This is a genomic window from Bradyrhizobium sp. HKCCYLRH2047, from assembly GCF_051168175.1.
In the GTDB taxonomy this organism is placed as follows: Bacteria; Pseudomonadota; Alphaproteobacteria; order Rhizobiales; family Xanthobacteraceae; genus Bradyrhizobium.
Window position 1 is genome coordinate 256,440 of the sequence record NZ_JBNPUM010000004.1, and the last position, 18,855, is coordinate 275,294.

The following is an 18,855-nucleotide window of genomic DNA, read 5'->3' on the forward strand; positions in this document are numbered from 1 at the left end:
ACAGCCGGAGATGGCGGAACTTCGATGCTTGACCTTGCGATTGTTGGTGGCGGTCCGGGTGGCCTGATGAGCGCCTGGTATCTGAGGCGCAAACTCGGCGATCTCTGCAAGGTGACGATCTACGAGGCATCCGACCGGCTCGGCGGCAAGATCGTGACGCGCAAGTTCGATACCGCTCCGGCGATGTACGAGGCTGGTGTCGCAGAAATCTACGACTACTCGATGACCGGCCCTGATCCGCTGCGCGAGCTGATCCAGCATTTCGGGCTGCAGACGATTCCGATGGATGCGCTGCAGGTCCAGCTCGACGGCGAGCTGCTCGACGACGTGCCGGGGCTGCGCCGCAAATACGGGCCGAAGACGGCCGCCGCGGTCGAGGCGTTCCGCAAGCGCTGCACCGACGTGATGTCGCCGGTCGAATATTACGAGGGCGTCGGCGCCCACGACAACGAGCACCCCTGGGCCTACAAGACCTGCGAGGAGCTGCTCGATGAGGAGGTCGAGGATCCCACCGCCAAGCGCTTCTTCAAGGTGATGTCGCGCTCCGACCTCGCGACCGAGGCCCACAACACCAACGGCCTCAATGCGCTCAAGAACTTCGTGATGGATATCGACGACTATATCGGCCTGTACTCGATTCAGAACGGCAACGAGCAACTGATCGAGTGCCTGCGCTCCGAGGTCGATGCCGACATCCAGCTCAATCATCGCGTGCTCCGCATCGGCAAGACGGAGGCGGGCCGCTACCGGCTCAACATGATGAACGGCAAGGGGCCGGAGACGCGCGAGTTCGATCTCGTGCTGGTGTGCCTGCCGCATTCCTGGCTGTCGACGGTCGGCTGGGAGGGCGAGAAGCTGCGCCAGTCGATGATCAAGCACATCGCCTATTTCGATCGTCCCGCGCACTACCTGCGCGTCTCGATCCTGTTCGACGAGCCGTTCTGGGGCGAGAAGATTCCGGGCTCCTGGTTCATGTCTGAGGCGTTCGGCGGCTGCTGCATCTACAACGAGGGCTCGCGCCACGATGTCGGCAAGCACGGCGTGCTCAACTGGCTGATCGCAGGCTCGGATGCGCTCGCCTTCGCCAACCTGTCGGACCAGGAACTGATCGATGCCGCGCTGAAGTCGCTCCCGGCGGCGCTCGGCGACGCGCGCGCGCACTTCATGGAAGGCAAGATCCATCGCTGGCTGTCGTCCGTCAACGCGCTGCCCGGCGGTCTGCCGGTACGCGACGTCATGACCAATCACCGGCCTGAGCCGAAGGAGCACCCCGGCATCGTCGTGGTCGGTGACTACCTGTTCGATTCAACCTTGAACGGACTGCTCGATTCCTCGGACGCCGCCACCGACATCATCCTGACCGAAATGATGCGGCTGCGCCGCGTCCGCTCGCAGGCCGAGATGCCGCTGTCGGACAAGATCGACCGGGACTATTTCGACAATTATCGCGGGCGGGGGCCGTACAGCGAAGCGTGGTCGCAGTTCACCGATCCGGACTATCTGACCAGCCTGATCAAGATCGTCTGGAACCGGGCCGGCAAGGGCAAAGGCTACAAGCTCCTGGTCGCCGGCTCCGCGAGCGGTGAACTGGTGGGAGCGCTCCGCGAGCGCAGCATCGATGCCTGGGGCATCGAAAACAACCGCTACATCCACGGCAAGACGCCGAAGGCGCTCAAGAAGTACAACAAGCTCGGCTCGATCACGGACATGCCGTTCAAGACCGGCGAGTTCGATTTCGTGTTCGAGACCAGCCTCTGCCACCTCGGTGACAAGCAGGTTGCGCGCGCGATTCGCGAACTGAACCGCGTCGTCAAGACCGGCCTCGTGTTCGGCTCGATCACCTCGGACATGGCTCCGGCGCTCGTCGACCGCTACGACCTGCTGCGCGGGGTCAAGAAGCTCGGCACCTGGTGGGAGTGGTCGGAGCTGTTCTTCGGCAACGGCTTCGATCTTGCCATGCATCGCCGCGACTGCACCGACGAGGTGTGGGCCGCGACGCTCGCGGCCAACAAAGGCCCGGGCCAATGGTACGCCGACGCGGACAGCCTGCGTTACTCGTTCTTCGACAAGGTCGAGGACGAAGACTGAGGACGCTGGCCGCGGCGCCGTGCAGATGTTAAAGGCCTGACGCGCAAGGCTGGCGCGTCGTCGGCCACGCTGCTTCGGTTGGTTGCATGGCGCCCAAGAAACCAGAGTCCAAGTCAGGGTCGGGTCCGGCCTCCAAATCAGGCTCGAAGCGAGGCTCGAAACCCGGTTCGGCCTCGGCTGCGCCCGGTCAGACCGAAGACGATCGGATCGCTGGCGAACGAATTGCGGCTGCCGCCGGCGCCGCTGCCGAGATCGCAAAGCGGCTTTCCGGAACCGCCGCGACGCCAACGACACCCGAATCGCCGCCGGCAACTCAAGCACCGGCCGCCGCCCTGCCGCCGACCACCGAAGCGCTGCAGCCCTCCGAGCCGTTACTGGCCGGCACGCCGCCGGAGGCGACCAAGCCGGCACAGCCGCCAGAGCCGGCGCCGCCTTCAAAGCCGGCGCAGCCCTCAAAGCCGCCACAAGCCAGCAAGCCTGCGCCGCCGCCTTCCGACGATGATGACGACGAGGACGGCGAGGACGAGGACGACGATCTCGACGACGACGATGACGACGAAGACCTCGTCGTCTACACCGCGCGCGAGGCCGCCGGCGCGCTCGCCACCATCTACGGCTTCGTCTCGCCGCTGCTCGCGAAATACAAGAAGATGCTCGCCTTCGTGTCGATCGGCGTGCTGATCGAGACCCTGTTCAACGTCATCATGCCGCTCAGCCTCAAGTTCCTGATCGACGATGCGCTCGGCGAAGAGGATTTCGAGGCGCTCTATCGCATCCTCGGCGTGCTCGCGGTTGCAGGCATCGTCACCTCGATCATTGCCGTGCTCTACGAGCGCTGGGATGCGCGGCTGGCGGCCTGCGTCATCTCGGATGTCCGCACCCGGCTGTTCGACCACGTGCAGAACCTGCCGGCGGCCTATTTCCAGCGCACCAAGCGCGGCGAGATCCTGTCGCGCTTCTCGGTCGACATGTCGGCGTTCGAGAACGTCGTGAAGAGTTTCGCCAACAGCGCCGTGCTGCCGTTCCTCGAGTTGATTGCAGGCATCATTCTGATGCTGTTCCTGAACTGGCAGCTCGCTGCGATCGCGCTGCTGGTGTTTCCGATCACCCTGATCGGCCCGCGCATCCTGACGCCGAAGGCGGTTCAGGCCAATTACGAGCAGAAACTGAACGAAGCGTCGCTGCTCGGCGTGATCCAGGAGAACATCGCGGCGCAAGCCGTCATCAAGGCCTTCAGCCTGCACCGCAAGGTGTTCGGCTGGTTCAGCTTCCGCAACGACGCGGCGCGGCGCAAGATGGCCGATGCGATGTTCCTGTCGACCATGGTCGAGCGCACCGTCACGATCTCGGTGCTGCTGCTGCATCTCGTCGTGCTCGCTCTCGGCGCCTATCTCGCCACCAAGGGCCAGATCACGATCGGCACCTTCGTTACCTTCGAGAGCGCATTCTGGGAGGTGTCCTACAACATCGCCCATGTCATGCACTTCGTGCCGGTGTCGATCTCGTCGGCGGCCGCGATCCGGCACATGCAGGAGTTGTTGGACGAGCCGACCCGCGGTGCCGACCGGCCCGGCGCGCCGGATCTGCCCCGCATCAGCCACGACATCACCTTCGAGCGCGTGACCTTCCAGTACGAGGGTAGCCAGACGCCGGTGCTCGACAATCTGAGCCTCAAGCTCGACGTCGGCAAGCGGATCGCGATCGTCGGTCCGTCGGGCTCGGGCAAGAGCACGCTGCTCAACCTGATCCTGCGGCTCTATGTGCCCGATGAAGGCCGCGTCACCATCGACGGCGTCGACATCCGCAAGGTGACGCGCGATTCGCTGCGCGGCAGCATGGCCGTGGTGTTCCAGGAGAACATGCTGTTCAACATGTCGCTGCGGGAAAACATCCGGCTCGGCAAGGAGGGCGCCACCGACGCGGAGGTGGAGGAGGCGGCCAAGAAGGCCGAGATCCACCGCTACATCATGAGCCTGCCGCAGAAATACGACACCATCGTCGGTGAGCGCGGCGACACGCTGTCCGGTGGCCAGCGCCAGCGCATCGCGATCGCCCGTGCCATCATCCGCAACCCGTCCGTGCTGCTGCTCGACGAGGCGACCTCGGCGCTGGACCAGACCACGGAAGCCGCGATCAACCGCACCCTGCTGAAGGTCGCCAAGGGCCGTACCATGATCTGGTCGACCCACCGCCTGACCTCGGTGGTCGAGATGGACGAGATCATCGTCATCTCCGGCGGCCGGGCGATCGAGCGCGGTAGCCACGCCGAGCTCCTGGCGAAGAATGGGACCTATCGCAAGCTCTGGGACGACCAGGGCCATCAGCCGAGCCGGCTCGATCAGGCCGACGACGACAGCGATGATGAGGAGGATGACGACGACGAGGAGGATGATGACGATGACGAGGAATAGACGTTGAGCGGCGCATTGGTCTTCGTCAGCCGCTGCTGAATCCCGCGGCCGAGCGAGACCGCAAAGCGCGCCCAGCGTTGTGCCTGCCAATAGGGGCTGGCCCCGATCGAGACCGATCGGAAATTCCAGGCCTTGTCGAGCGACCACGCATCGCAGGCGATCTTGACCGGGTCGGCATAGAAGGCCGCGATCTTGGCCTCGCCCATGCCGTCAGTCGCCAGCCAGCGCGGAATGTGGACGTTGCAGAGGCGCTCGACGTCGGTGAACACCTTGTCGGAGCCGGTGCCGGTGACGGGGCAGGTGGTGCAGAAGGCATCGCCGACGAGCACGACGCCCGGCATGCGGTATCCAGTGTTGATGGTGAGGTCGGCGGGGCGGACCTTCACTTCCCCCCTCACGGCGTACGGGCCGGTGATCCGCCGCAGGCCGGGCAGGGCGGCCATCAGCGTTTCGACCGGGGCGCGCCGGATCGCCCGCAGCCAGGGGTCGTCCACCTCGCGATAGGCGAACAGGTTCGCCCGCATACGCTCGCCGATCGGGAATAGGGTGATGTAGGGCACCCGCGCGTCGGCCCGCTCCTGGAAGTAGGTCATGGCCGGGAACGGGAAGGCGGCGCGGCCGGCCGGCGTCAGGTCGAACCCGATCGAGATCGAATGGGCGGGGCTGGTGATCTTGCGGGTGATTCCCAGCATGTGCCGCAGCCCAACGTTCAGCCCGTTGGCGAGCACGACGAGACGGGCGGAGATCGTCTGCCCGTTGGACAGCACGACCGACTGGCGATCCTCGCCTGGCGTGATCGCCACGGCCTTGGCGACGATTCGCGTCACGCGGCCGCGGATCTCGTCGCGCACGGCCGTCACCAGCGTGTCGTAAAGGATGCCGTATTGCGGGACCGGAGCCCGTTCGAGCACGTAGCCGAATCGGGCGATCCAGTTCTCCGGGGTCAGGGTGGCTTGGGTTAACGCCTTGTCGGCGATCCCGGTGCGACGGAATCGGCCGATCTGCCCGGCACCGGAGATCTTCTCGATTCGAAAGTCGGACGGGGAGATCGCGTGGGGATCGACCAGAATCGCCGGGATGCCGGCACGCCCGAGCATGGCGGCCGTGATCGAGCCGGCCAAGCCGCCGCCAATGATCGCAATATCGGTATAGTCTGTCACGGGGCGCCTCGTCGTGGGCGCCATCCTTGTCGGCCAAAGCCAAAAAAAGCCTTATCTTCAATGTCTCTGGATATGTCCCTGGGTTGGAGAGGGGCTGGGCCGGCGCGGGCAGGGCTCTGCGGTCTACAGATACCTTAGGATGTAGGGGCGCGGTCGGAGCGGAAACTGCAGCGGCCAGAAGCGCTTCTTTGCGCGTCCTGCGGCGTCGTTTTGCTTGACTTGGATATTTACCGCTTATAAAAGGCCGGCACTCAACGACAGGCGGTGAGCTTCGCCAGCGTCGGTACGGATCACCCAGACCACCCGGAACAGGGCGGGACGGGCACCACCCTCGACGAATGCCGCTCAAACGCTGTCGATCATAGCTAGGCAATGCCAAAACGATATTAGATCTCTCGAGCTCGTTCTCTGGAGACCAATTTCGGATGCATGACCTCGGTAGGCCGCCCGCCAGCGCAAGCTGACTGGTGGTGATCGCGGTCCTCTGTGGCGTCAAGCGCTTTCCGTTCAGCGATGAACGGTTGGCGCGATTTCGTTTTGCGCGGGTTTTGATCGCGCGAAACGGCCCGGTGAGGCGGGGAACCTCGAACAGAATTTGCGGAAGCCGGTCGCGGTCTCCGTGCGAACGTTGAGAAGGGTGAAGGCCAAGATGCCGACGATCAACCAGCTGATCGCAAATCCGCGCGAAGTGCAGAAGTCGCGCAAGAAGGTGCCGGCGCTGCAGCAGTCGCCGCAGAAGCGTGGCGTTTGCACGCGCGTCTACACCACGACCCCGAAGAAGCCGAACTCGGCGCTTCGTAAGGTCGCCAAGGTGCGCCTGACCAACGGCTTCGAGGTGATCGGCTACATTCCGGGTGAAGGCCATAACCTGCAGGAGCACTCGGTGGTCATGATCCGTGGCGGCCGCGTCAAGGACTTGCCGGGCGTGCGCTACCACATCCTCCGCGGCGTGCTGGATACCCAGGGCGTCAAGAACCGTAAGCAGCGCCGTTCGAAGTACGGCGCGAAGCGTCCGAAGTAAGACGTTCGAGAGAAGCGGGAACAAGATCACATGTCGCGTCGCCATTCAGCCGAAAAGCGTGAAGTGCTTCCGGATCCGAAGTTCGGGAACATCATCGTCACCAAGTTCATGAACTCGGTGATGTACGCCGGCAAGAAGTCGGTCGCCGAAGGTATCGTCTACGGCGCGTTCGGCATCATCGAGGCCAAGACCAAGCAGAGCCCGCTGACGGTGTTCGAGCAGGCCCTCGAAAACGTCATGCCGACCATCGAGGTCCGCTCCCGCCGCGTCGGCGGCGCGACCTACCAGGTGCCGGTCGAGGTTCGTTCGACCCGCCGGCAGGCGCTGGGCATCCGCTGGCTGATCTCGGCCGCGCGCGACCGCAACGAGAAGACGATGACTGAGCGGCTTTCGGCGGAGCTGCTCGACGCCTCGAACAATCGGGGTAACGCCGTGAAGAAGCGTGAAGACGTGCACCGGATGGCGGAAGCCAACCGCGCCTTCTCGCACTACCGCTGGTAACAGCGGCCCGAACGGAAATCAGGGAACACCTTCATGCCCCGCCAACATGCCATCGAGGACTACCGTAACTTCGGTATCATGGCGCATATCGACGCCGGTAAGACCACGACGACCGAGCGCATCCTCTATTACACCGGCAAGAGCCACAAGATCGGCGAAGTGCACGAAGGTGCCGCGACGATGGACTGGATGGAGCAGGAGCAGGAGCGTGGCATCACGATCACCTCGGCTGCCACCACCGCGTTCTGGAACGGCAAGCGCCTGAACATCATCGACACCCCTGGCCACGTCGACTTCACCATCGAGGTCGAGCGTTCGCTTCGCGTGCTCGACGGCGCCGTGTGCGTGCTCGACTCCAACCAGGGCGTCGAGCCGCAGACCGAGACCGTCTGGCGCCAGGGCGACAAGTACAAGGTGCCGCGCATCGTCTTCGCCAACAAGATGGACAAGACCGGCGCCGACTTCTTCAAGTGCCTGGCCGACATCGTCGACCGCCTGGGCGCGAAGCCGGTTGCGATCCAGCTGCCGATCGGTGCTGAGAACAACTTCAAGGGCTGCATCGACCTCGTGACCATGAAGGCGATCGTCTGGAACGACGAGGCGCTCGGCGCGAAGTTCGACTACGCCGAGATCCCGGCTGATCTGGCCGATCAGGCCAAGGAATATCGCGAGAAGCTGGTGGAAGCCGCCGTCGAGCTCGATGACGACGCGCTCACCGCGTTCCTGGACGGCAAGGAGCCGGACGAGGCGACCCTGAAGCGCCTGATCCGCAAGGCCGTGCTGACCGGTGCGTTCTATCCGGTGCTGTGCGGCTCGGCCTTCAAGAACAAGGGCGTGCAGCCCCTGCTCGACGCCGTCGTCGACTATCTGCCGTCGCCGCTCGACGTGCCTGCGATCAAGGGCACCGACGACAAGGGCAACGAGGTCGTGCGCAAGGCGGACGACAAGGAGCCGCTGGCGCTGCTCGCGTTCAAGATCATGGACGACCCGTTCGTCGGCACCATCACCTTCTGCCGCATCTATTCGGGCGTCCTGACCTCGGGCACCGGCGTCGTGAACTCGACCCGCGAGAAGAAGGAGCGCATCGGCCGCATGCTCCTGATGCATGCGAACAACCGCGAGGACATCAAGGAAGCCTATGCCGGCGACATCGTCGCCCTCGCAGGCCTCAAGGAAGCCCGCACCGGTGATACGCTGTGCGATCCGTCGAACCAGGTGATCCTGGAAAAGATGGAATTCCCGGAGCCGGTCATCGAGATTGCGATCGAGCCGAAGTCGAAGGCCGACCAGGAGAAGCTCGGCGTCGCCTTGGCGAAGCTGGCCGCGGAAGATCCGTCCTTCCGCGTCTCGACCGATCACGAGTCGGGCCAGACCATCCTCAAGGGCATGGGCGAGCTCCATCTCGACATCAAGGTCGACATTCTGAAGCGTACCTACAAGGTCGATGCGAACATCGGCGCGCCGCAGGTGGCGTTCCGTGAGCGCATCACCAAGCCGGCCAATGTGGACTACACCCACAAGAAGCAGACCGGCGGCACCGGCCAGTTCGCGGCCGTGAGCCTCGTGGTCGAGCCGAACGAGCCGGGTGGCGGCTACGTGTTCGAGTCCAAGATCGTCGGCGGTGCGGTTCCGAAGGAATACATCCCGGGCGTCGAGAAGGGCATCGAGAGCGTGCTCGGCGCGGGCGTGGTCGCCGGCTTCCCGGTGGTCGACGTCAAGGTGGCGCTGGTCGACGGCAAGTATCACGACGTCGACTCGTCGGCGCTGGCCTTCGAAATCGCCTCTCGCGCGGCTTTCCGCGAGGCGCTGCAGAAGGGCAAGTCGGTTCTGCTCGAGCCGATCATGAAGGTCGAGGTGGTGACCCCGGAAGACTACACCGGCTCGGTCATCGGCGACCTGAACTCGCGTCGTGGCCAGATCCAGGGCCAGGACATGCGCGGCAATGCCAACGTCATCAACGCGATGGTGCCGCTCATGAACATGTTCGGTTACGTGAACAACCTGCGCTCCATGAGCCAGGGCCGCGCGACCTTCACGATGCAGTTCTCGCACTACGCTGAAGCGCCGGCCAACGTGTCGGCCGAAGTCCAGAAGAAGTTTGCCTGATTGTCGTTAGCTCAAGTTAGCGACTGAACGGAGAGTCAAATGGCCAAAGCTAAGTTTGAACGTAACAAGCCCCACTGCAACATCGGCACCATCGGTCACGTCGACCACGGCAAGACCTCGCTGACGGCTGCAATCACCAAGATCCTGGCCGAGACGGGCGGTGCGACGTTCACTGCCTACGACCAGATCGACAAGGCGCCGGAAGAGAAGGCTCGCGGCATCACCATCTCGACCGCTCACGTCGAGTACGAGACCAAGAACCGCCACTACGCGCACGTCGACTGCCCCGGCCACGCCGACTACGTGAAGAACATGATCACCGGCGCCGCGCAGATGGACGGCGCGATCCTGGTCGTGTCGGCTGCTGACGGCCCGATGCCGCAGACCCGCGAGCACATCCTGCTCGCCCGCCAGGTCGGCGTGCCGGCGCTGGTCGTGTTCCTCAACAAGTGCGACATGGTCGACGATCCGGAGCTGCTCGAGCTGGTCGAGCTCGAGGTTCGCGAGCTGCTCTCGAAGTACGAATTCCCGGGCGACAAGATCCCGATCATCAAGGGCTCGGCGCTCGCCGCTCTCGAAGATTCGGACAAGAAGCTCGGCCACGACGCCATCCTCGAGCTGATGCGCAATGTCGACGAGTACATTCCGCAGCCGGAGCGTCCGATCGATCAGCCCTTCCTGATGCCGGTCGAAGACGTGTTCTCGATCTCGGGCCGCGGCACCGTCGTGACCGGCCGTGTCGAGCGCGGCATCATCAAGGTCGGTGAGGAAATCGAGATCGTCGGCATCCGTCCGACGCAGAAGACCACCGTCACCGGCGTTGAAATGTTCCGCAAGCTGCTCGATCAGGGCCAGGCGGGCGACAACATCGGTGCGCTGCTCCGCGGCACCAAGCGCGAGGACGTCGAGCGCGGCCAGGTGCTGTGCAAGCCGGGTTCGGTCAAGCCGCACACCAAGTTCAAGGCTGAGGCGTACATCCTCACCAAGGAAGAGGGCGGCCGTCACACGCCGTTCTTCACCAACTATCGTCCGCAGTTCTACTTCCGCACGACCGACGTGACCGGCGTCGTTCACCTGCCGGAAGGCACCGAGATGGTGATGCCGGGCGACAACATCGCGATGGAAGTGCACCTGATCGTGCCGATCGCGATGGAGGAGAAGCTGCGCTTCGCCATCCGCGAGGGCGGCCGCACCGTCGGCGCCGGCGTCGTCGCCTCGATCATCGAGTAACAACAGCGAATAGGGAATGGCGGGTGGCGAATGGAGATATCCATTCGCCGTTCGCTACTCGCCACTCACTACTCAAAGAAAGATACGGCAATGAACGGCCAAAATATCCGCATCCGTCTCAAGGCGTTTGACCATCGTATCCTCGATACGTCGACGCGCGAGATCGTCAACACGGCGAAACGGACCGGCGCGCAGGTTCGCGGACCCATTCCGCTGCCGACCCGCATCGAGAAGTTCACCGTGAACCGTTCGCCGCACGTCGACAAGAAGAGCCGCGAGCAGTTCGAGATGCGTACCCACAAGCGCCTGCTCGACATCGTCGATCCGACCCCGCAGACCGTCGATGCTCTCATGAAGCTCGACCTGGCCGCCGGCGTCGACGTCGAGATCAAGCTCTAAGTTTTTGGATTCACGTTCGCCCCATCGCGGACATAGAGAAGAACAGGAAGCACGCCGATGCGCTCCGGAGTGATCGCACAAAAGGTCGGGATGACGCGGGTCTTCACGGAGACCGGCGAACATATCCCCGTGACCGTGCTGAAGCTCGGCAATTGCCAGGTGGTCGGTCACCGCACCACCGAGAAGAACGGCTATGTCGCGCTGCAGCTCGGCAGCGGCAGCCGCAAGACGGTCTACATGCCGAAGGCGGAGCGCGGCCAGTTCGCGGTCGCCAAGGTCGAGCCGAAGCGTAAGCTTGCCGAATTCCGTGTCAGCGAGGATTCGCTGATCCCGGTCGGCGCCGAGATCCAGGCCGACCACTTCGTCGTCGGCCAGTTCGTCGACGTTACCGGCACCTCGGTCGGTAAGGGCTTCGCCGGCGGCATGAAGCGCTGGAACTTCGGCGGTCTTCGCGCCACGCACGGTGTGTCGATCTCGCATCGTTCGATCGGTTCGACCGGTGGTCGTCAGGACCCCGGCAAGACCTGGAAGAACAAGAAGATGCCCGGTCACATGGGCGTCGACCGCATCACCACGCTGAACCTGCGTGTGGTGCAGACGGACGTCGAGCGCGGCCTGATCCTGGTCGAAGGCGCGGTGCCCGGCTCCAAGGGCGGATGGATCTCGGTGCGGGACGCCGTCAAGAAGCCGCTGCCGAAGGAAGCGCCGAAGCCCGGCAAGTTCAAGGTCGCGGGTGAGCAGGCTGCCGAAGCGCCGGCCGTGCAGGAGGGCGCATAAATGGAACTGAAAGTCACCACCCTCGAGGGCAAGGAAGCCGGCTCCGTCCAGCTGTCCGACGCCATCTTCGGTCTGGAGCCGCGCGCTGACATCATTCAGCGTTGCGTCCAGTGGCAGCTGAACAAGCGCCAGGCCGGCACTCACAAGGCCAAGGGGCGCGCCGAGATCTGGCGCACCGGCAAGAAGATGTACAAGCAGAAGGGCACCGGCGGTGCTCGTCACGGCTCGGCTCGCGTGCCGCAGTTCCGTGGCGGCGGCCGCGCCTTCGGTCCGGTCGTGCGCTCGCATGCGACCGACCTGCCGAAGAAGGTCCGTGCGCTCGCTCTGAAGCATGCGCTGTCGGCCAAGGCCAAGGACGGTGATCTGGTCGTCTTGGAGAACGCCACCCTCGAGGCGGCGAAGACCAAGGCGCTGATCGGCCACTTCTCGGGTCTCGGCCTGACCAACGCGCTGATCATCGACGGCGCCGAGCTGCACAACGGCTTCGCCGCTGCGGCCCGCAACATCCCGAACCTGGACGTGCTGCCGATCCAGGGCATCAACGTCTACGACATCCTGCGCCGTCAGAAGCTCGTGCTGACCAAGGCGGCGATCGATGCGCTGGAGGCGCGCTTCAAATGAAGACCATCGATCCGCGCCACTACGACATCATCATCGCGCCGGTCGTGACCGAGAAGGCGACGTTCGCCTCGGAGCACAACAAGGTTCTGTTCAAGGTGGCCGCAAAGGCGACCAAGCCGCAGATCAAGGAAGCGATCGAGAAGCTGTTCGACGTCAAGGTCAAGAGCGTCAACACGCTCGTCCGCAAGGGCAAGACCAAGGTGTTCCGCGGCAATTTCGGTTCGCAATCGGACAGCAAGCGCGCGATCGTGACCCTCGAAGAGGGCCACCGTATCGACGTGACCACCGGACTGTAAGGCTGAGCTGCCATGGCACTGAAGACATTCAATCCCACGACGCCCGGCCAGCGCCAGCTGGTGATGGTCGATCGTTCGGCCCTGTACAAGGGCAAGCCGGTCAAGGCGCTGACCGAAGGCAAGCAGTCGAGCGGCGGTCGCAACAACACCGGCCGCATCACGGTTCGCTTCCTCGGCGGCGGCCACAAGCAGTCGTACCGCACGGTCGACTTCAAGCGCGACAAGGTCGACGTTCCCGCGACCGTCGAGCGCCTGGAGTATGATCCGAACCGGACCGCCTTCATCGCCCTGGTCAAGTATCAGGATGGCGAGCTCGCCTACATCCTGGCGCCGCAGCGCCTGGCGGTCGGCGACACCATCGTCGCCGGCAACTATGTCGACGTGAAGCCGGGCAACGTCATGCCGCTGGGCAACATGCCGGTCGGCACGATCGTGCACAACATCGAGGTCAAGATCGGGAAGGGCGGCCAGCTCGCGCGTTCGGCCGGCACCTACGCCCAGATCGTCGGCCGCGACCAGGACTACGTGATCGTCCGCCTGAACTCGGGCGAGCAGCGTCTGGTGCATGGCCGCTGCCGCGGCACCATCGGTGCGGTGTCGAACCCGGACCACATGAACACCTCGATCGGCAAGGCCGGCCGCAAGCGTTGGATGGGCCGCAGGCCCCACAACCGCGGTGTCGCGATGAACCCGATCGACCATCCGCACGGCGGCGGCGAAGGCCGTACCTCGGGCGGTCGTCACCCGGTCACTCCGTGGGGCAAGCCCACCAAGGGCAAGAAGACCCGCACCAACAAGTCGACCGATAAATTCATTCTCTTGAGCCGCCACAAGCGGAAGAAGTAAGGAACGACGGACATGGTTCGTTCAGTCTGGAAAGGCCCGTTCGTCGAGGCGTCGCTGCTCAAGAAGGCAGATGCGGCGCGCGCGTCCGGCCGTCACGACGTCATCAAGATCTGGAGCCGCCGCTCGACCATCCTGCCGCAGTTCGTCGGCCTGACGTTCGGCGTCTACAACGGCCAGAAGCACGTGCCGGTGGCGATCAACGAAGAGATGGTCGGCCACAAGTTCGGTGAGTTTTCGCCGACCCGCACCTTCCACGGCCATTCGGGCGATAAGAAAGCCAAGAAGGCTTGAGGATTAAGCGATGAGCAAACCAAAGCGCGAACGGAGCCTCCCCGAAAACGAGGCCAAGGCTGTGGCCCGGATGCTTCGGGTGAGCCCGCAGAAGCTGAACCTGGTGGCGCAGATGATCCGCGGCCGCAAGGCGTCGGCCGCCCTCGCCGACCTGCAGTTCTCGCGCAAGCGGATTGCGGTCGACGTCAAGAAGTGCCTGGAATCGGCGATCGCCAATGCCGAGAACAATCACGAGCTCGAGGTCGACGATCTCGTCGTATCGCAGGCTTTCGTCGGCAAGGGAATCGTGATGAAGCGTTTCTCGCCGCGCGGCCGTGGCCGTTCGGGCCGAGTTTTCAAACCGTTTTCGCAGCTGACGATCATTGTGCGTCAGGTCGAGGCGAGCGCTTAAAGCAGGCGCTGGGAGAATACGATGGGTCAAAAGATCAATCCGATCGGTCTGCGTCTCGGCATCAACCGGACCTGGGATTCGCGCTGGTTCGCCGGCAAGGCCGAGTACGGCAAGCTGCTGCATGAAGACGTCAAGATCCGTGAGATCCTGCACAAGGAGCTCAAGCAGGCGGCCGTTGCCCGCATCGTGATCGAGCGTCCGCACAAGAAGTGCCGCGTCACGATCCACTCGGCACGTCCGGGCGTCGTGATCGGCAAGAAGGGCGCCGACATCGACAAGCTGCGCAAGCGCGTCGCCGACATCACCTCGTCGGACGTCGTCATCAACATCGTCGAGATCCGCAAGCCGGAGCTCGATGCCACGCTGGTCGCCGAATCGATCGCGCAGCAGCTCGAGCGTCGCGTTGCGTTCCGCCGCGCCATGAAGCGCGCCGTGCAGTCGGCGATGCGTCTCGGCGCCGAGGGCATCCGCATCAACTGCTCGGGTCGTCTGGGCGGCGCGGAAATCGCCCGCATGGAGTGGTATCGTGAGGGCCGGGTGCCGCTGCACACGCTGCGCGCCGACATCGACTACGGTGTGGCCACCGCGTTCACCACCTTCGGCACCTGCGGCGTGAAGGTCTGGATCTTCAAGGGCGAGATCCTCGAGCACGATCCGATGGCACAGGACAAGCGGATGAACGAAGGCGGCGGCGAGAGCTCGCAGCCCCGGTCGCGCCGCGACGCGGCCTGATCGATCAGCCGCGACAAGACAGGTTTGAGGGCTCAAAGCCATGATGCAACCAAAGAAGACCAAGTTCCGAAAGGCGCATAAGGGCCGTATCCACGGCGTTGCGTCCTCGGGCGCGACGCTGGCCTTCGGCCAGTTCGGGCTGAAGGCGATGGAGCCGGATCGCGTCACCGCGCGCCAGATCGAGGCCGCTCGTCGTGCCTTGACCCGTCACATGAAGCGCGCCGGCCGCGTCTGGATTCGCGTGTTCCCGGATCTTCCGGTGTCGAAGAAGCCGGCCGAGGTCCGCATGGGCTCCGGCAAGGGCTCGCCGGAATTGTGGGTGGCCCGCGTCAAGCCGGGCCGGGTGATGTTCGAGATCGACGGCGTGAGCAACCAGATCGCGCGCGAGGCGCTGCTGCTGGCGGCCGCCAAGCTGCCGATCAAGACGCGCTTCGTCGAACGCATTGCGGAGTAATGGTCATGGCCGAGATGAAGATTGCCGACATTCGCGCGATGAGCCCCGATCAGATGGACGATGCGATCGTCAATCTGAAGAAGGAGCGCTTCAACCTGCGCTTCCAGCGTGCCACCGGGCAGCTGGAGAATACCGCGCGGCTGCGTGAGGCGCGCCGCGACATCGCCCGTATCAAGACCATCGCCGCGCAGCAGCGCGCCAAGACGAAGTAAGAGGCTCGACATGCCGAAACGGACCCTTCAGGGCGTCGTCGTCAGCGACAAGCAGGCCAAGACGATCGTTGTGCGCGTCGACCGGCGCTTCACCCACCCGATCTACAAGAAGACCATCCGCCGCTCGAAGAACTACCACGCGCACGACGAGAACAACGAGTTCAAGCCGGGCGACATGGTGTGGATCGAGGAGAGCAAGCCGATCTCGAAGCTCAAGCGCTGGACCGTGATCCGGGGCGAGCACAAGAAAACCGCCTGAGGCGCGAGACGCGGCCCTGTCAAAGGGGCCGGTTTCGCTTTCGGGATCAAACAAGGCGCAGCTTTCCTGCGCAGCAGATGAAGAGGACGAGGTGCATCAATGATTCAGATGCAGACCAACCTCGACGTGGCCGATAATTCCGGCGCACGCCGTGTCATGTGTATCAAGGTGCTGGGCGGCTCGAAGCGCCGCTATGCCACCGTCGGCGACATCATCGTGGTGTCGATCAAGGAAGCCATTCCGCGTGGCAAGGTGAAGAAGGGCGACGTCATGAAGGCCGTCGTGGTGCGCGTCCGCAAGGACATCCGCCGCGCCGACGGCTCGGTGATCCGCTTCGACCGCAACGCGGCCGTCCTGATCAACAACCAGTCGGAGCCGGTCGGCACCCGCATCTTCGGGCCGGTGCCGCGCGAACTGCGCGCCAAGAACCACATGAAGATCATTTCGCTTGCGCCGGAGGTGCTGTGATGGCTGCCAAGATCCGCAAGGGCGACAAGGTGATCGTCCTGACCGGCCGCGACAAGGGTCGCACCGGGGAGGTGTTCGAGGTGCGTCCCGACGAGGGCACCGCGCTGGTACGCGGCATCAACCTGGTGAAGCGTCACCAGAAGCAGACCCAGAACCAGGAAGGCGGCATCATCTCCAAGGAGGCGCCGATCAACCTGTCTAACGTCGCGTATGTCGGCAAGGACGGCAAGCCGACGCGCGTTGGATTCAAGATTCAGGCGGACGGCAAGAAGGTCCGCGTTGCCAAGAGCTCGGGAGTTGAGATCGATGGCTGAGACCGCTTACACCCCGCGCCTGCGCGAGGAATATGATCGCAAGATCAAGAGCCAGCTGACCGAGAAGTTCGGCTACGCCAACGTCATGCAGGTGCCGCGGCTCGACAAGGTCGTGCTCAACATGGGCATCGGCGAGGCGGTCAACGACCGCAAGAAGGCGGAGACGGCGGCGGCCGACCTGTCGCTGATCGCCGGCCAGAAGGCGGTCGTGACCTATTCGCGCGTCGCCATCGCGACCTTCAAGCTGCGCGAGAACCAGCCGATCGGCTGCAAGGTCACCTTGCGCAAGACCAAGATGTACGAGTTCATCGACCGCCTGATCAACGTCGCGCTGCCGCGCGTCCGCGACTTCCGCGGCCTGAACCCGAAGAGCTTCGACGGCCGCGGCAACTATTCGCTCGGCATCAAGGAGCACATCATTTTCCCCGAGATCGACTTCGACAAGGCCGGGGAGAGCTGGGGCATGGACATCACGGTGTGCACCACCGCGACGACCGACGACGAGGCCCGTGCCCTTCTGACCGCATTCAATTTCCCGTTCCGGCAGTGAGACGCTGAACAGCCTCTCAAACGCGGATACCCAGGAGCCAAGCATGGCAAAGAAGAGTTCAGTCGAGAAGAACAACCGGCGCAAGCGGATGGCCAAGAACGCCGCCCCGAAGCGCGCCCGGTTGAAGGCGATCATCGCCGACAAGGAAAAGCCGATGGAGGAGCGCTTTGCCGCGACCCTGAAGCTGGCCGAGATGCCGCGCAATTCGTCGGCGACCCGCATCCGCAACCGGTGCGAGCTGACCGGCCGTCCGCGGTCGAACTATCGCAAGAACAAGCTGAGCCGCATCGCGTTGCGCGAGCTCGGGTCCAAGGGCCTGGTTCCGGGCCTCGTGAAGTCGAGCTGGTAAGGAGGATCGCACCATGTCAACGCACGATCCCATCAGCGATCTGATCACCCGCATCCGCAACGCGCAGATGCGCTCGAAGTCGAAGGTCTCGACTCCCGGCTCCAAGATGCGCGCCAGCGTGCTCGAGGTGCTGAAGTCCGAAGGCTACATCCGCGGCTATGCCACGCTGGAGCATCCGTCGGGCCGCAGCGAGATCGAGATCGAGCTGAAATATTTCGACGGCGAGCCCGTGATCCGCGAGATCGAGCGCGTCTCCAAGCCCGGCCGCCGCGTCTACACCTCGGTGAAGAACCTGCCGCGCGTGAACAACGGGCTCGGAATTTCTGTTTTGTCGACGCCGAAGGGAATCATGGCCGACCATAGCGCGCGTGACGCGAATGTCGGCGGTGAAGTTCTCTTCACGGTGTTCTAAGAAGGATTGAGCCATGTCACGTATTGGCAAGAAGCCTGTGGCGGTGCCGTCCGGAGTGACGGCCTCCGTCGACGGACAGACCGTCAAGATGAAGGGGCCGAAGGGCCAGCTTCAGTTCATCGTCCATGACGACGTGGACGTGAAGTTCGAGAACGGCCAGGTCAAGGTTGCTCCGCGCGCCGAGACCAAGCGCGCCCGGTCGCTGTACGGCACCGCGCGCGCCCAGATCGCCAACCTGGTCGAAGGCGTGACCAAGGGCTTCGAGAAGAAGCTCGAGATCACCGGCGTCGGCTACCGCGCCGCGATGCAGGGCAAGAACCTGCAGCTCGCGCTCGGCTACAGCCATGACGTCGTCTACCAGATCCCGGAGGGCATCACGATCGCGGTGCCGAAGCCGACCGAGATCACGGTCACGGGCATCGACCCGCAGCGCGTCGGCCAGGTGGCCGCCGAAATCCGCGCCTACCGGCCGCCGGAGCCCTACAAGGGCAAGGGCGTGAAGTACGCGGGTGAATTCATCTTCCGCAAGGAAGGCAAGAAGAAGTAACGGAGCCGGACATGTCGAGAGCAAAGGTTACGAATGCCCGGCGCAAGCAGCGCGTGAGGCTGTCGCTGCGCCGCTCCGCCGGCGGCCGTCCACGCCTGTCGGTGTTCCGTTCGTCGAAGCACATCTACGCTCAGGTCATCGACGATCAGAAGGGCGAGACGCTCGCCTCCGCGTCGTCGATGGAGAAGGAGATGCGCTCGGCCGGCAACACCGGTGCCGACATCGATGCGGCGAAGGCGGTGGGCAAGCTGCTCGCCGAGCGCGCGGTGAAGGCGGGGATCAAGGAAGTCGTGTTCGATCGCGGCGGCTATCTCTATCACGGTCGCGTCAAGGCCCTGGCCGACGCGGCGCGCGAGAGCGGGCTGAGCTTCTAACATCAATGGATATGGGCGCGAGAGCCCCTCAGAAGATTGGATAGCA

Annotated in this window: 25 protein-coding genes; 24 read left to right on the top strand and 1 reads right to left on the bottom strand. The window is 64.0% G+C overall.

Annotated elements, in window-relative coordinates:
• The first annotated feature begins 24 nt into the window (after positions 1-24).
• Together ACQR1D_RS11490 and ACQR1D_RS11495 are read left to right on the top strand one after the other, a co-directional pair.
• Positions 25-2,088: an FAD-dependent oxidoreductase gene (locus ACQR1D_RS11490; RefSeq protein ID WP_434838352.1), complete on the top strand. Its 2,064-nt coding sequence runs from the start codon at positions 25-27 to the stop codon at positions 2,086-2,088.
• 86 nt (positions 2,089-2,174) lie between these two features.
• The gene (locus ACQR1D_RS11495; RefSeq protein ID WP_434838351.1) at positions 2,175-4,499 is read left to right on the top strand and encodes an ABC transporter ATP-binding protein; all 2,325 of its coding nucleotides are present in this window, start codon (positions 2,175-2,177) and stop codon (positions 4,497-4,499) included.
• On the opposite strand, the gene ACQR1D_RS11500 is transcribed toward ACQR1D_RS11495, so the two are convergent.
• On the bottom strand, positions 4,427-5,659 hold the full coding sequence (locus ACQR1D_RS11500) for an FAD-dependent oxidoreductase (RefSeq protein WP_434838350.1): 1,233 nt from the start codon (positions 5,657-5,659) through the stop codon (positions 4,427-4,429). The two genes, ACQR1D_RS11495 and ACQR1D_RS11500, sit on opposite strands and share 73 nt — an antisense overlap.
• Positions 5,660-6,308: 649 nt before the next feature.
• On the opposite strand from ACQR1D_RS11500, the gene rpsL reads away from it, so the two are divergent.
• From rpsL to rplR, 22 genes are all read left to right on the top strand, one after another.
• Positions 6,309-6,680 (top strand): 30S ribosomal protein S12, encoded by a 372-nt coding sequence (rpsL, locus tag ACQR1D_RS11505; protein ID WP_006611834.1) that lies wholly within the window; start codon positions 6,309-6,311, stop codon positions 6,678-6,680.
• Positions 6,681-6,710: 30 nt separating this feature from the next.
• Positions 6,711-7,181: a 30S ribosomal protein S7 gene (rpsG, locus tag ACQR1D_RS11510; RefSeq protein WP_006611835.1), complete on the top strand. Its 471-nt coding sequence runs from the start codon at positions 6,711-6,713 to the stop codon at positions 7,179-7,181.
• 33 nt (positions 7,182-7,214) lie between these two features.
• A complete protein-coding gene (gene fusA, locus ACQR1D_RS11515; RefSeq protein ID WP_434838349.1) occupies positions 7,215-9,287 on the top strand; it encodes an elongation factor G in 2,073 nt (690 codons plus the stop codon).
• 39 nt (positions 9,288-9,326) lie between these two features.
• Positions 9,327-10,517 (top strand): elongation factor Tu, encoded by a 1,191-nt coding sequence (gene tuf / locus ACQR1D_RS11520; protein WP_006611837.1) that lies wholly within the window; start codon positions 9,327-9,329, stop codon positions 10,515-10,517.
• Positions 10,518-10,607: 90 nt separating this feature from the next.
• Positions 10,608-10,916, top strand: a complete 309-nt coding sequence (gene rpsJ / locus ACQR1D_RS11525; protein ID WP_002712302.1) for a 30S ribosomal protein S10 — start codon at positions 10,608-10,610, stop codon at positions 10,914-10,916.
• A 57-nt stretch (positions 10,917-10,973) separates the two neighbouring features.
• A complete protein-coding gene (gene rplC / locus ACQR1D_RS11530; protein WP_006611838.1) occupies positions 10,974-11,693 on the top strand; it encodes a 50S ribosomal protein L3 in 720 nt (239 codons plus the stop codon).
• On the top strand, positions 11,694-12,314 hold the full coding sequence (gene rplD / locus ACQR1D_RS11535) for a 50S ribosomal protein L4 (RefSeq protein WP_006611839.1): 621 nt from the start codon (positions 11,694-11,696) through the stop codon (positions 12,312-12,314).
• Positions 12,311-12,610 (top strand): 50S ribosomal protein L23, encoded by a 300-nt coding sequence (locus ACQR1D_RS11540; protein WP_172108066.1) that lies wholly within the window; start codon positions 12,311-12,313, stop codon positions 12,608-12,610. Before rplD ends, ACQR1D_RS11540 begins: the two co-directional genes overlap by 4 nt.
• A 12-nt stretch (positions 12,611-12,622) precedes the next feature.
• The gene (gene rplB / locus ACQR1D_RS11545; RefSeq protein WP_006611841.1) at positions 12,623-13,456 is read left to right on the top strand and encodes a 50S ribosomal protein L2; all 834 of its coding nucleotides are present in this window, start codon (positions 12,623-12,625) and stop codon (positions 13,454-13,456) included.
• A gap of 12 nt (positions 13,457-13,468) precedes the next feature.
• Positions 13,469-13,747, top strand: a complete 279-nt coding sequence (rpsS, locus tag ACQR1D_RS11550; RefSeq protein ID WP_006611842.1) for a 30S ribosomal protein S19 — start codon at positions 13,469-13,471, stop codon at positions 13,745-13,747.
• Between the two features lie 10 nt (positions 13,748-13,757).
• A complete protein-coding gene (rplV, locus tag ACQR1D_RS11555) occupies positions 13,758-14,138 on the top strand; it encodes a 50S ribosomal protein L22 (RefSeq protein ID WP_315714562.1) in 381 nt (126 codons plus the stop codon).
• Positions 14,139-14,159: 21 nt separating this feature from the next.
• Positions 14,160-14,870: a 30S ribosomal protein S3 gene (rpsC, locus tag ACQR1D_RS11560; RefSeq protein WP_012045041.1), complete on the top strand. Its 711-nt coding sequence runs from the start codon at positions 14,160-14,162 to the stop codon at positions 14,868-14,870.
• A 40-nt stretch (positions 14,871-14,910) separates the two neighbouring features.
• Positions 14,911-15,324 carry a 50S ribosomal protein L16 gene (rplP, locus tag ACQR1D_RS11565; RefSeq protein ID WP_008963467.1) on the top strand — a complete coding sequence of 138 codons (414 nt, stop codon included), beginning with the start codon at positions 14,911-14,913 and terminating at the stop codon, positions 15,322-15,324.
• 5 nt (positions 15,325-15,329) lie between these two features.
• Positions 15,330-15,536, top strand: a complete 207-nt coding sequence (rpmC, locus tag ACQR1D_RS11570; protein WP_006611846.1) for a 50S ribosomal protein L29 — start codon at positions 15,330-15,332, stop codon at positions 15,534-15,536.
• A 10-nt stretch (positions 15,537-15,546) separates the two neighbouring features.
• Entirely contained in the window at positions 15,547-15,795 is a 249-nt protein-coding gene (rpsQ, locus tag ACQR1D_RS11575; protein WP_015667612.1) for a 30S ribosomal protein S17, read from the top strand.
• A gap of 99 nt (positions 15,796-15,894) precedes the next feature.
• A complete protein-coding gene (gene rplN / locus ACQR1D_RS11580) occupies positions 15,895-16,263 on the top strand; it encodes a 50S ribosomal protein L14 (RefSeq protein WP_006611848.1) in 369 nt (122 codons plus the stop codon).
• Complete coding sequence (rplX, locus tag ACQR1D_RS11585) at positions 16,263-16,577, top strand: 50S ribosomal protein L24 (protein ID WP_315737601.1); 315 nt, start codon at positions 16,263-16,265, stop codon at positions 16,575-16,577. Before rplN ends, rplX begins: the two co-directional genes overlap by 1 nt.
• On the top strand, positions 16,570-17,127 hold the full coding sequence (gene rplE, locus ACQR1D_RS11590) for a 50S ribosomal protein L5 (RefSeq protein WP_315800971.1): 558 nt from the start codon (positions 16,570-16,572) through the stop codon (positions 17,125-17,127). Before rplX ends, rplE begins: the two co-directional genes overlap by 8 nt.
• A 43-nt stretch (positions 17,128-17,170) precedes the next feature.
• Entirely contained in the window at positions 17,171-17,476 is a 306-nt protein-coding gene (gene rpsN / locus ACQR1D_RS11595; RefSeq protein WP_315800970.1) for a 30S ribosomal protein S14, read from the top strand.
• A gap of 13 nt (positions 17,477-17,489) precedes the next feature.
• Entirely contained in the window at positions 17,490-17,888 is a 399-nt protein-coding gene (rpsH, locus tag ACQR1D_RS11600) for a 30S ribosomal protein S8 (protein WP_315714559.1), read from the top strand.
• Between the two features lie 13 nt (positions 17,889-17,901).
• Complete coding sequence (gene rplF / locus ACQR1D_RS11605) at positions 17,902-18,435, top strand: 50S ribosomal protein L6 (protein WP_172108074.1); 534 nt, start codon at positions 17,902-17,904, stop codon at positions 18,433-18,435.
• Between the two features lie 11 nt (positions 18,436-18,446).
• A complete protein-coding gene (rplR, locus tag ACQR1D_RS11610; RefSeq protein WP_006611854.1) occupies positions 18,447-18,809 on the top strand; it encodes a 50S ribosomal protein L18 in 363 nt (120 codons plus the stop codon).
• Positions 18,810-18,855: the final 46 nt, after the last annotated feature.

What these genes read in the sequence shown, in the direction of transcription:
- rplE (WP_315800971.1), top strand. Translation starts at nt 16,570, where the DNA reads ATGGCTGAGACCGCTTACACCCCGCGCCTGCGCGAGGAATATGATCGC.
- rplN (WP_006611848.1), top strand. Translation starts at nt 15,895, where the DNA reads ATGATTCAGATGCAGACCAACCTCGACGTGGCCGATAATTCCGGCGCA.
- rplP (WP_008963467.1), top strand. Translation starts at nt 14,911, where the DNA reads ATGATGCAACCAAAGAAGACCAAGTTCCGAAAGGCGCATAAGGGCCGT.
- ACQR1D_RS11490 (WP_434838352.1), top strand. Translation starts at nt 25, where the DNA reads ATGCTTGACCTTGCGATTGTTGGTGGCGGTCCGGGTGGCCTGATGAGC.
- rplF (WP_172108074.1), top strand. Translation starts at nt 17,902, where the DNA reads ATGTCACGTATTGGCAAGAAGCCTGTGGCGGTGCCGTCCGGAGTGACG.
- rpsJ (WP_002712302.1), top strand. Translation starts at nt 10,608, where the DNA reads ATGAACGGCCAAAATATCCGCATCCGTCTCAAGGCGTTTGACCATCGT.
- ACQR1D_RS11495 (WP_434838351.1), top strand. Translation starts at nt 2,175, where the DNA reads ATGGCGCCCAAGAAACCAGAGTCCAAGTCAGGGTCGGGTCCGGCCTCC.
- rpsN (WP_315800970.1), top strand. Translation starts at nt 17,171, where the DNA reads ATGGCAAAGAAGAGTTCAGTCGAGAAGAACAACCGGCGCAAGCGGATG.
- rpmC (WP_006611846.1), top strand. Translation starts at nt 15,330, where the DNA reads ATGGCCGAGATGAAGATTGCCGACATTCGCGCGATGAGCCCCGATCAG.
- ACQR1D_RS11540 (WP_172108066.1), top strand. Translation starts at nt 12,311, where the DNA reads ATGAAGACCATCGATCCGCGCCACTACGACATCATCATCGCGCCGGTC.
- rplX (WP_315737601.1), top strand. Translation starts at nt 16,263, where the DNA reads ATGGCTGCCAAGATCCGCAAGGGCGACAAGGTGATCGTCCTGACCGGC.
- tuf (WP_006611837.1), top strand. Translation starts at nt 9,327, where the DNA reads ATGGCCAAAGCTAAGTTTGAACGTAACAAGCCCCACTGCAACATCGGC.
- rplV (WP_315714562.1), top strand. Translation starts at nt 13,758, where the DNA reads ATGAGCAAACCAAAGCGCGAACGGAGCCTCCCCGAAAACGAGGCCAAG.
- rpsC (WP_012045041.1), top strand. Translation starts at nt 14,160, where the DNA reads ATGGGTCAAAAGATCAATCCGATCGGTCTGCGTCTCGGCATCAACCGG.
- rplC (WP_006611838.1), top strand. Translation starts at nt 10,974, where the DNA reads ATGCGCTCCGGAGTGATCGCACAAAAGGTCGGGATGACGCGGGTCTTC.
- rplR (WP_006611854.1), top strand. Translation starts at nt 18,447, where the DNA reads ATGTCGAGAGCAAAGGTTACGAATGCCCGGCGCAAGCAGCGCGTGAGG.
- rpsQ (WP_015667612.1), top strand. Translation starts at nt 15,547, where the DNA reads ATGCCGAAACGGACCCTTCAGGGCGTCGTCGTCAGCGACAAGCAGGCC.
- rplB (WP_006611841.1), top strand. Translation starts at nt 12,623, where the DNA reads ATGGCACTGAAGACATTCAATCCCACGACGCCCGGCCAGCGCCAGCTG.
- fusA (WP_434838349.1), top strand. Translation starts at nt 7,215, where the DNA reads ATGCCCCGCCAACATGCCATCGAGGACTACCGTAACTTCGGTATCATG.
- rplD (WP_006611839.1), top strand. Translation starts at nt 11,694, where the DNA reads ATGGAACTGAAAGTCACCACCCTCGAGGGCAAGGAAGCCGGCTCCGTC.
- rpsS (WP_006611842.1), top strand. Translation starts at nt 13,469, where the DNA reads ATGGTTCGTTCAGTCTGGAAAGGCCCGTTCGTCGAGGCGTCGCTGCTC.
- rpsL (WP_006611834.1), top strand. Translation starts at nt 6,309, where the DNA reads ATGCCGACGATCAACCAGCTGATCGCAAATCCGCGCGAAGTGCAGAAG.
- rpsH (WP_315714559.1), top strand. Translation starts at nt 17,490, where the DNA reads ATGTCAACGCACGATCCCATCAGCGATCTGATCACCCGCATCCGCAAC.
- rpsG (WP_006611835.1), top strand. Translation starts at nt 6,711, where the DNA reads ATGTCGCGTCGCCATTCAGCCGAAAAGCGTGAAGTGCTTCCGGATCCG.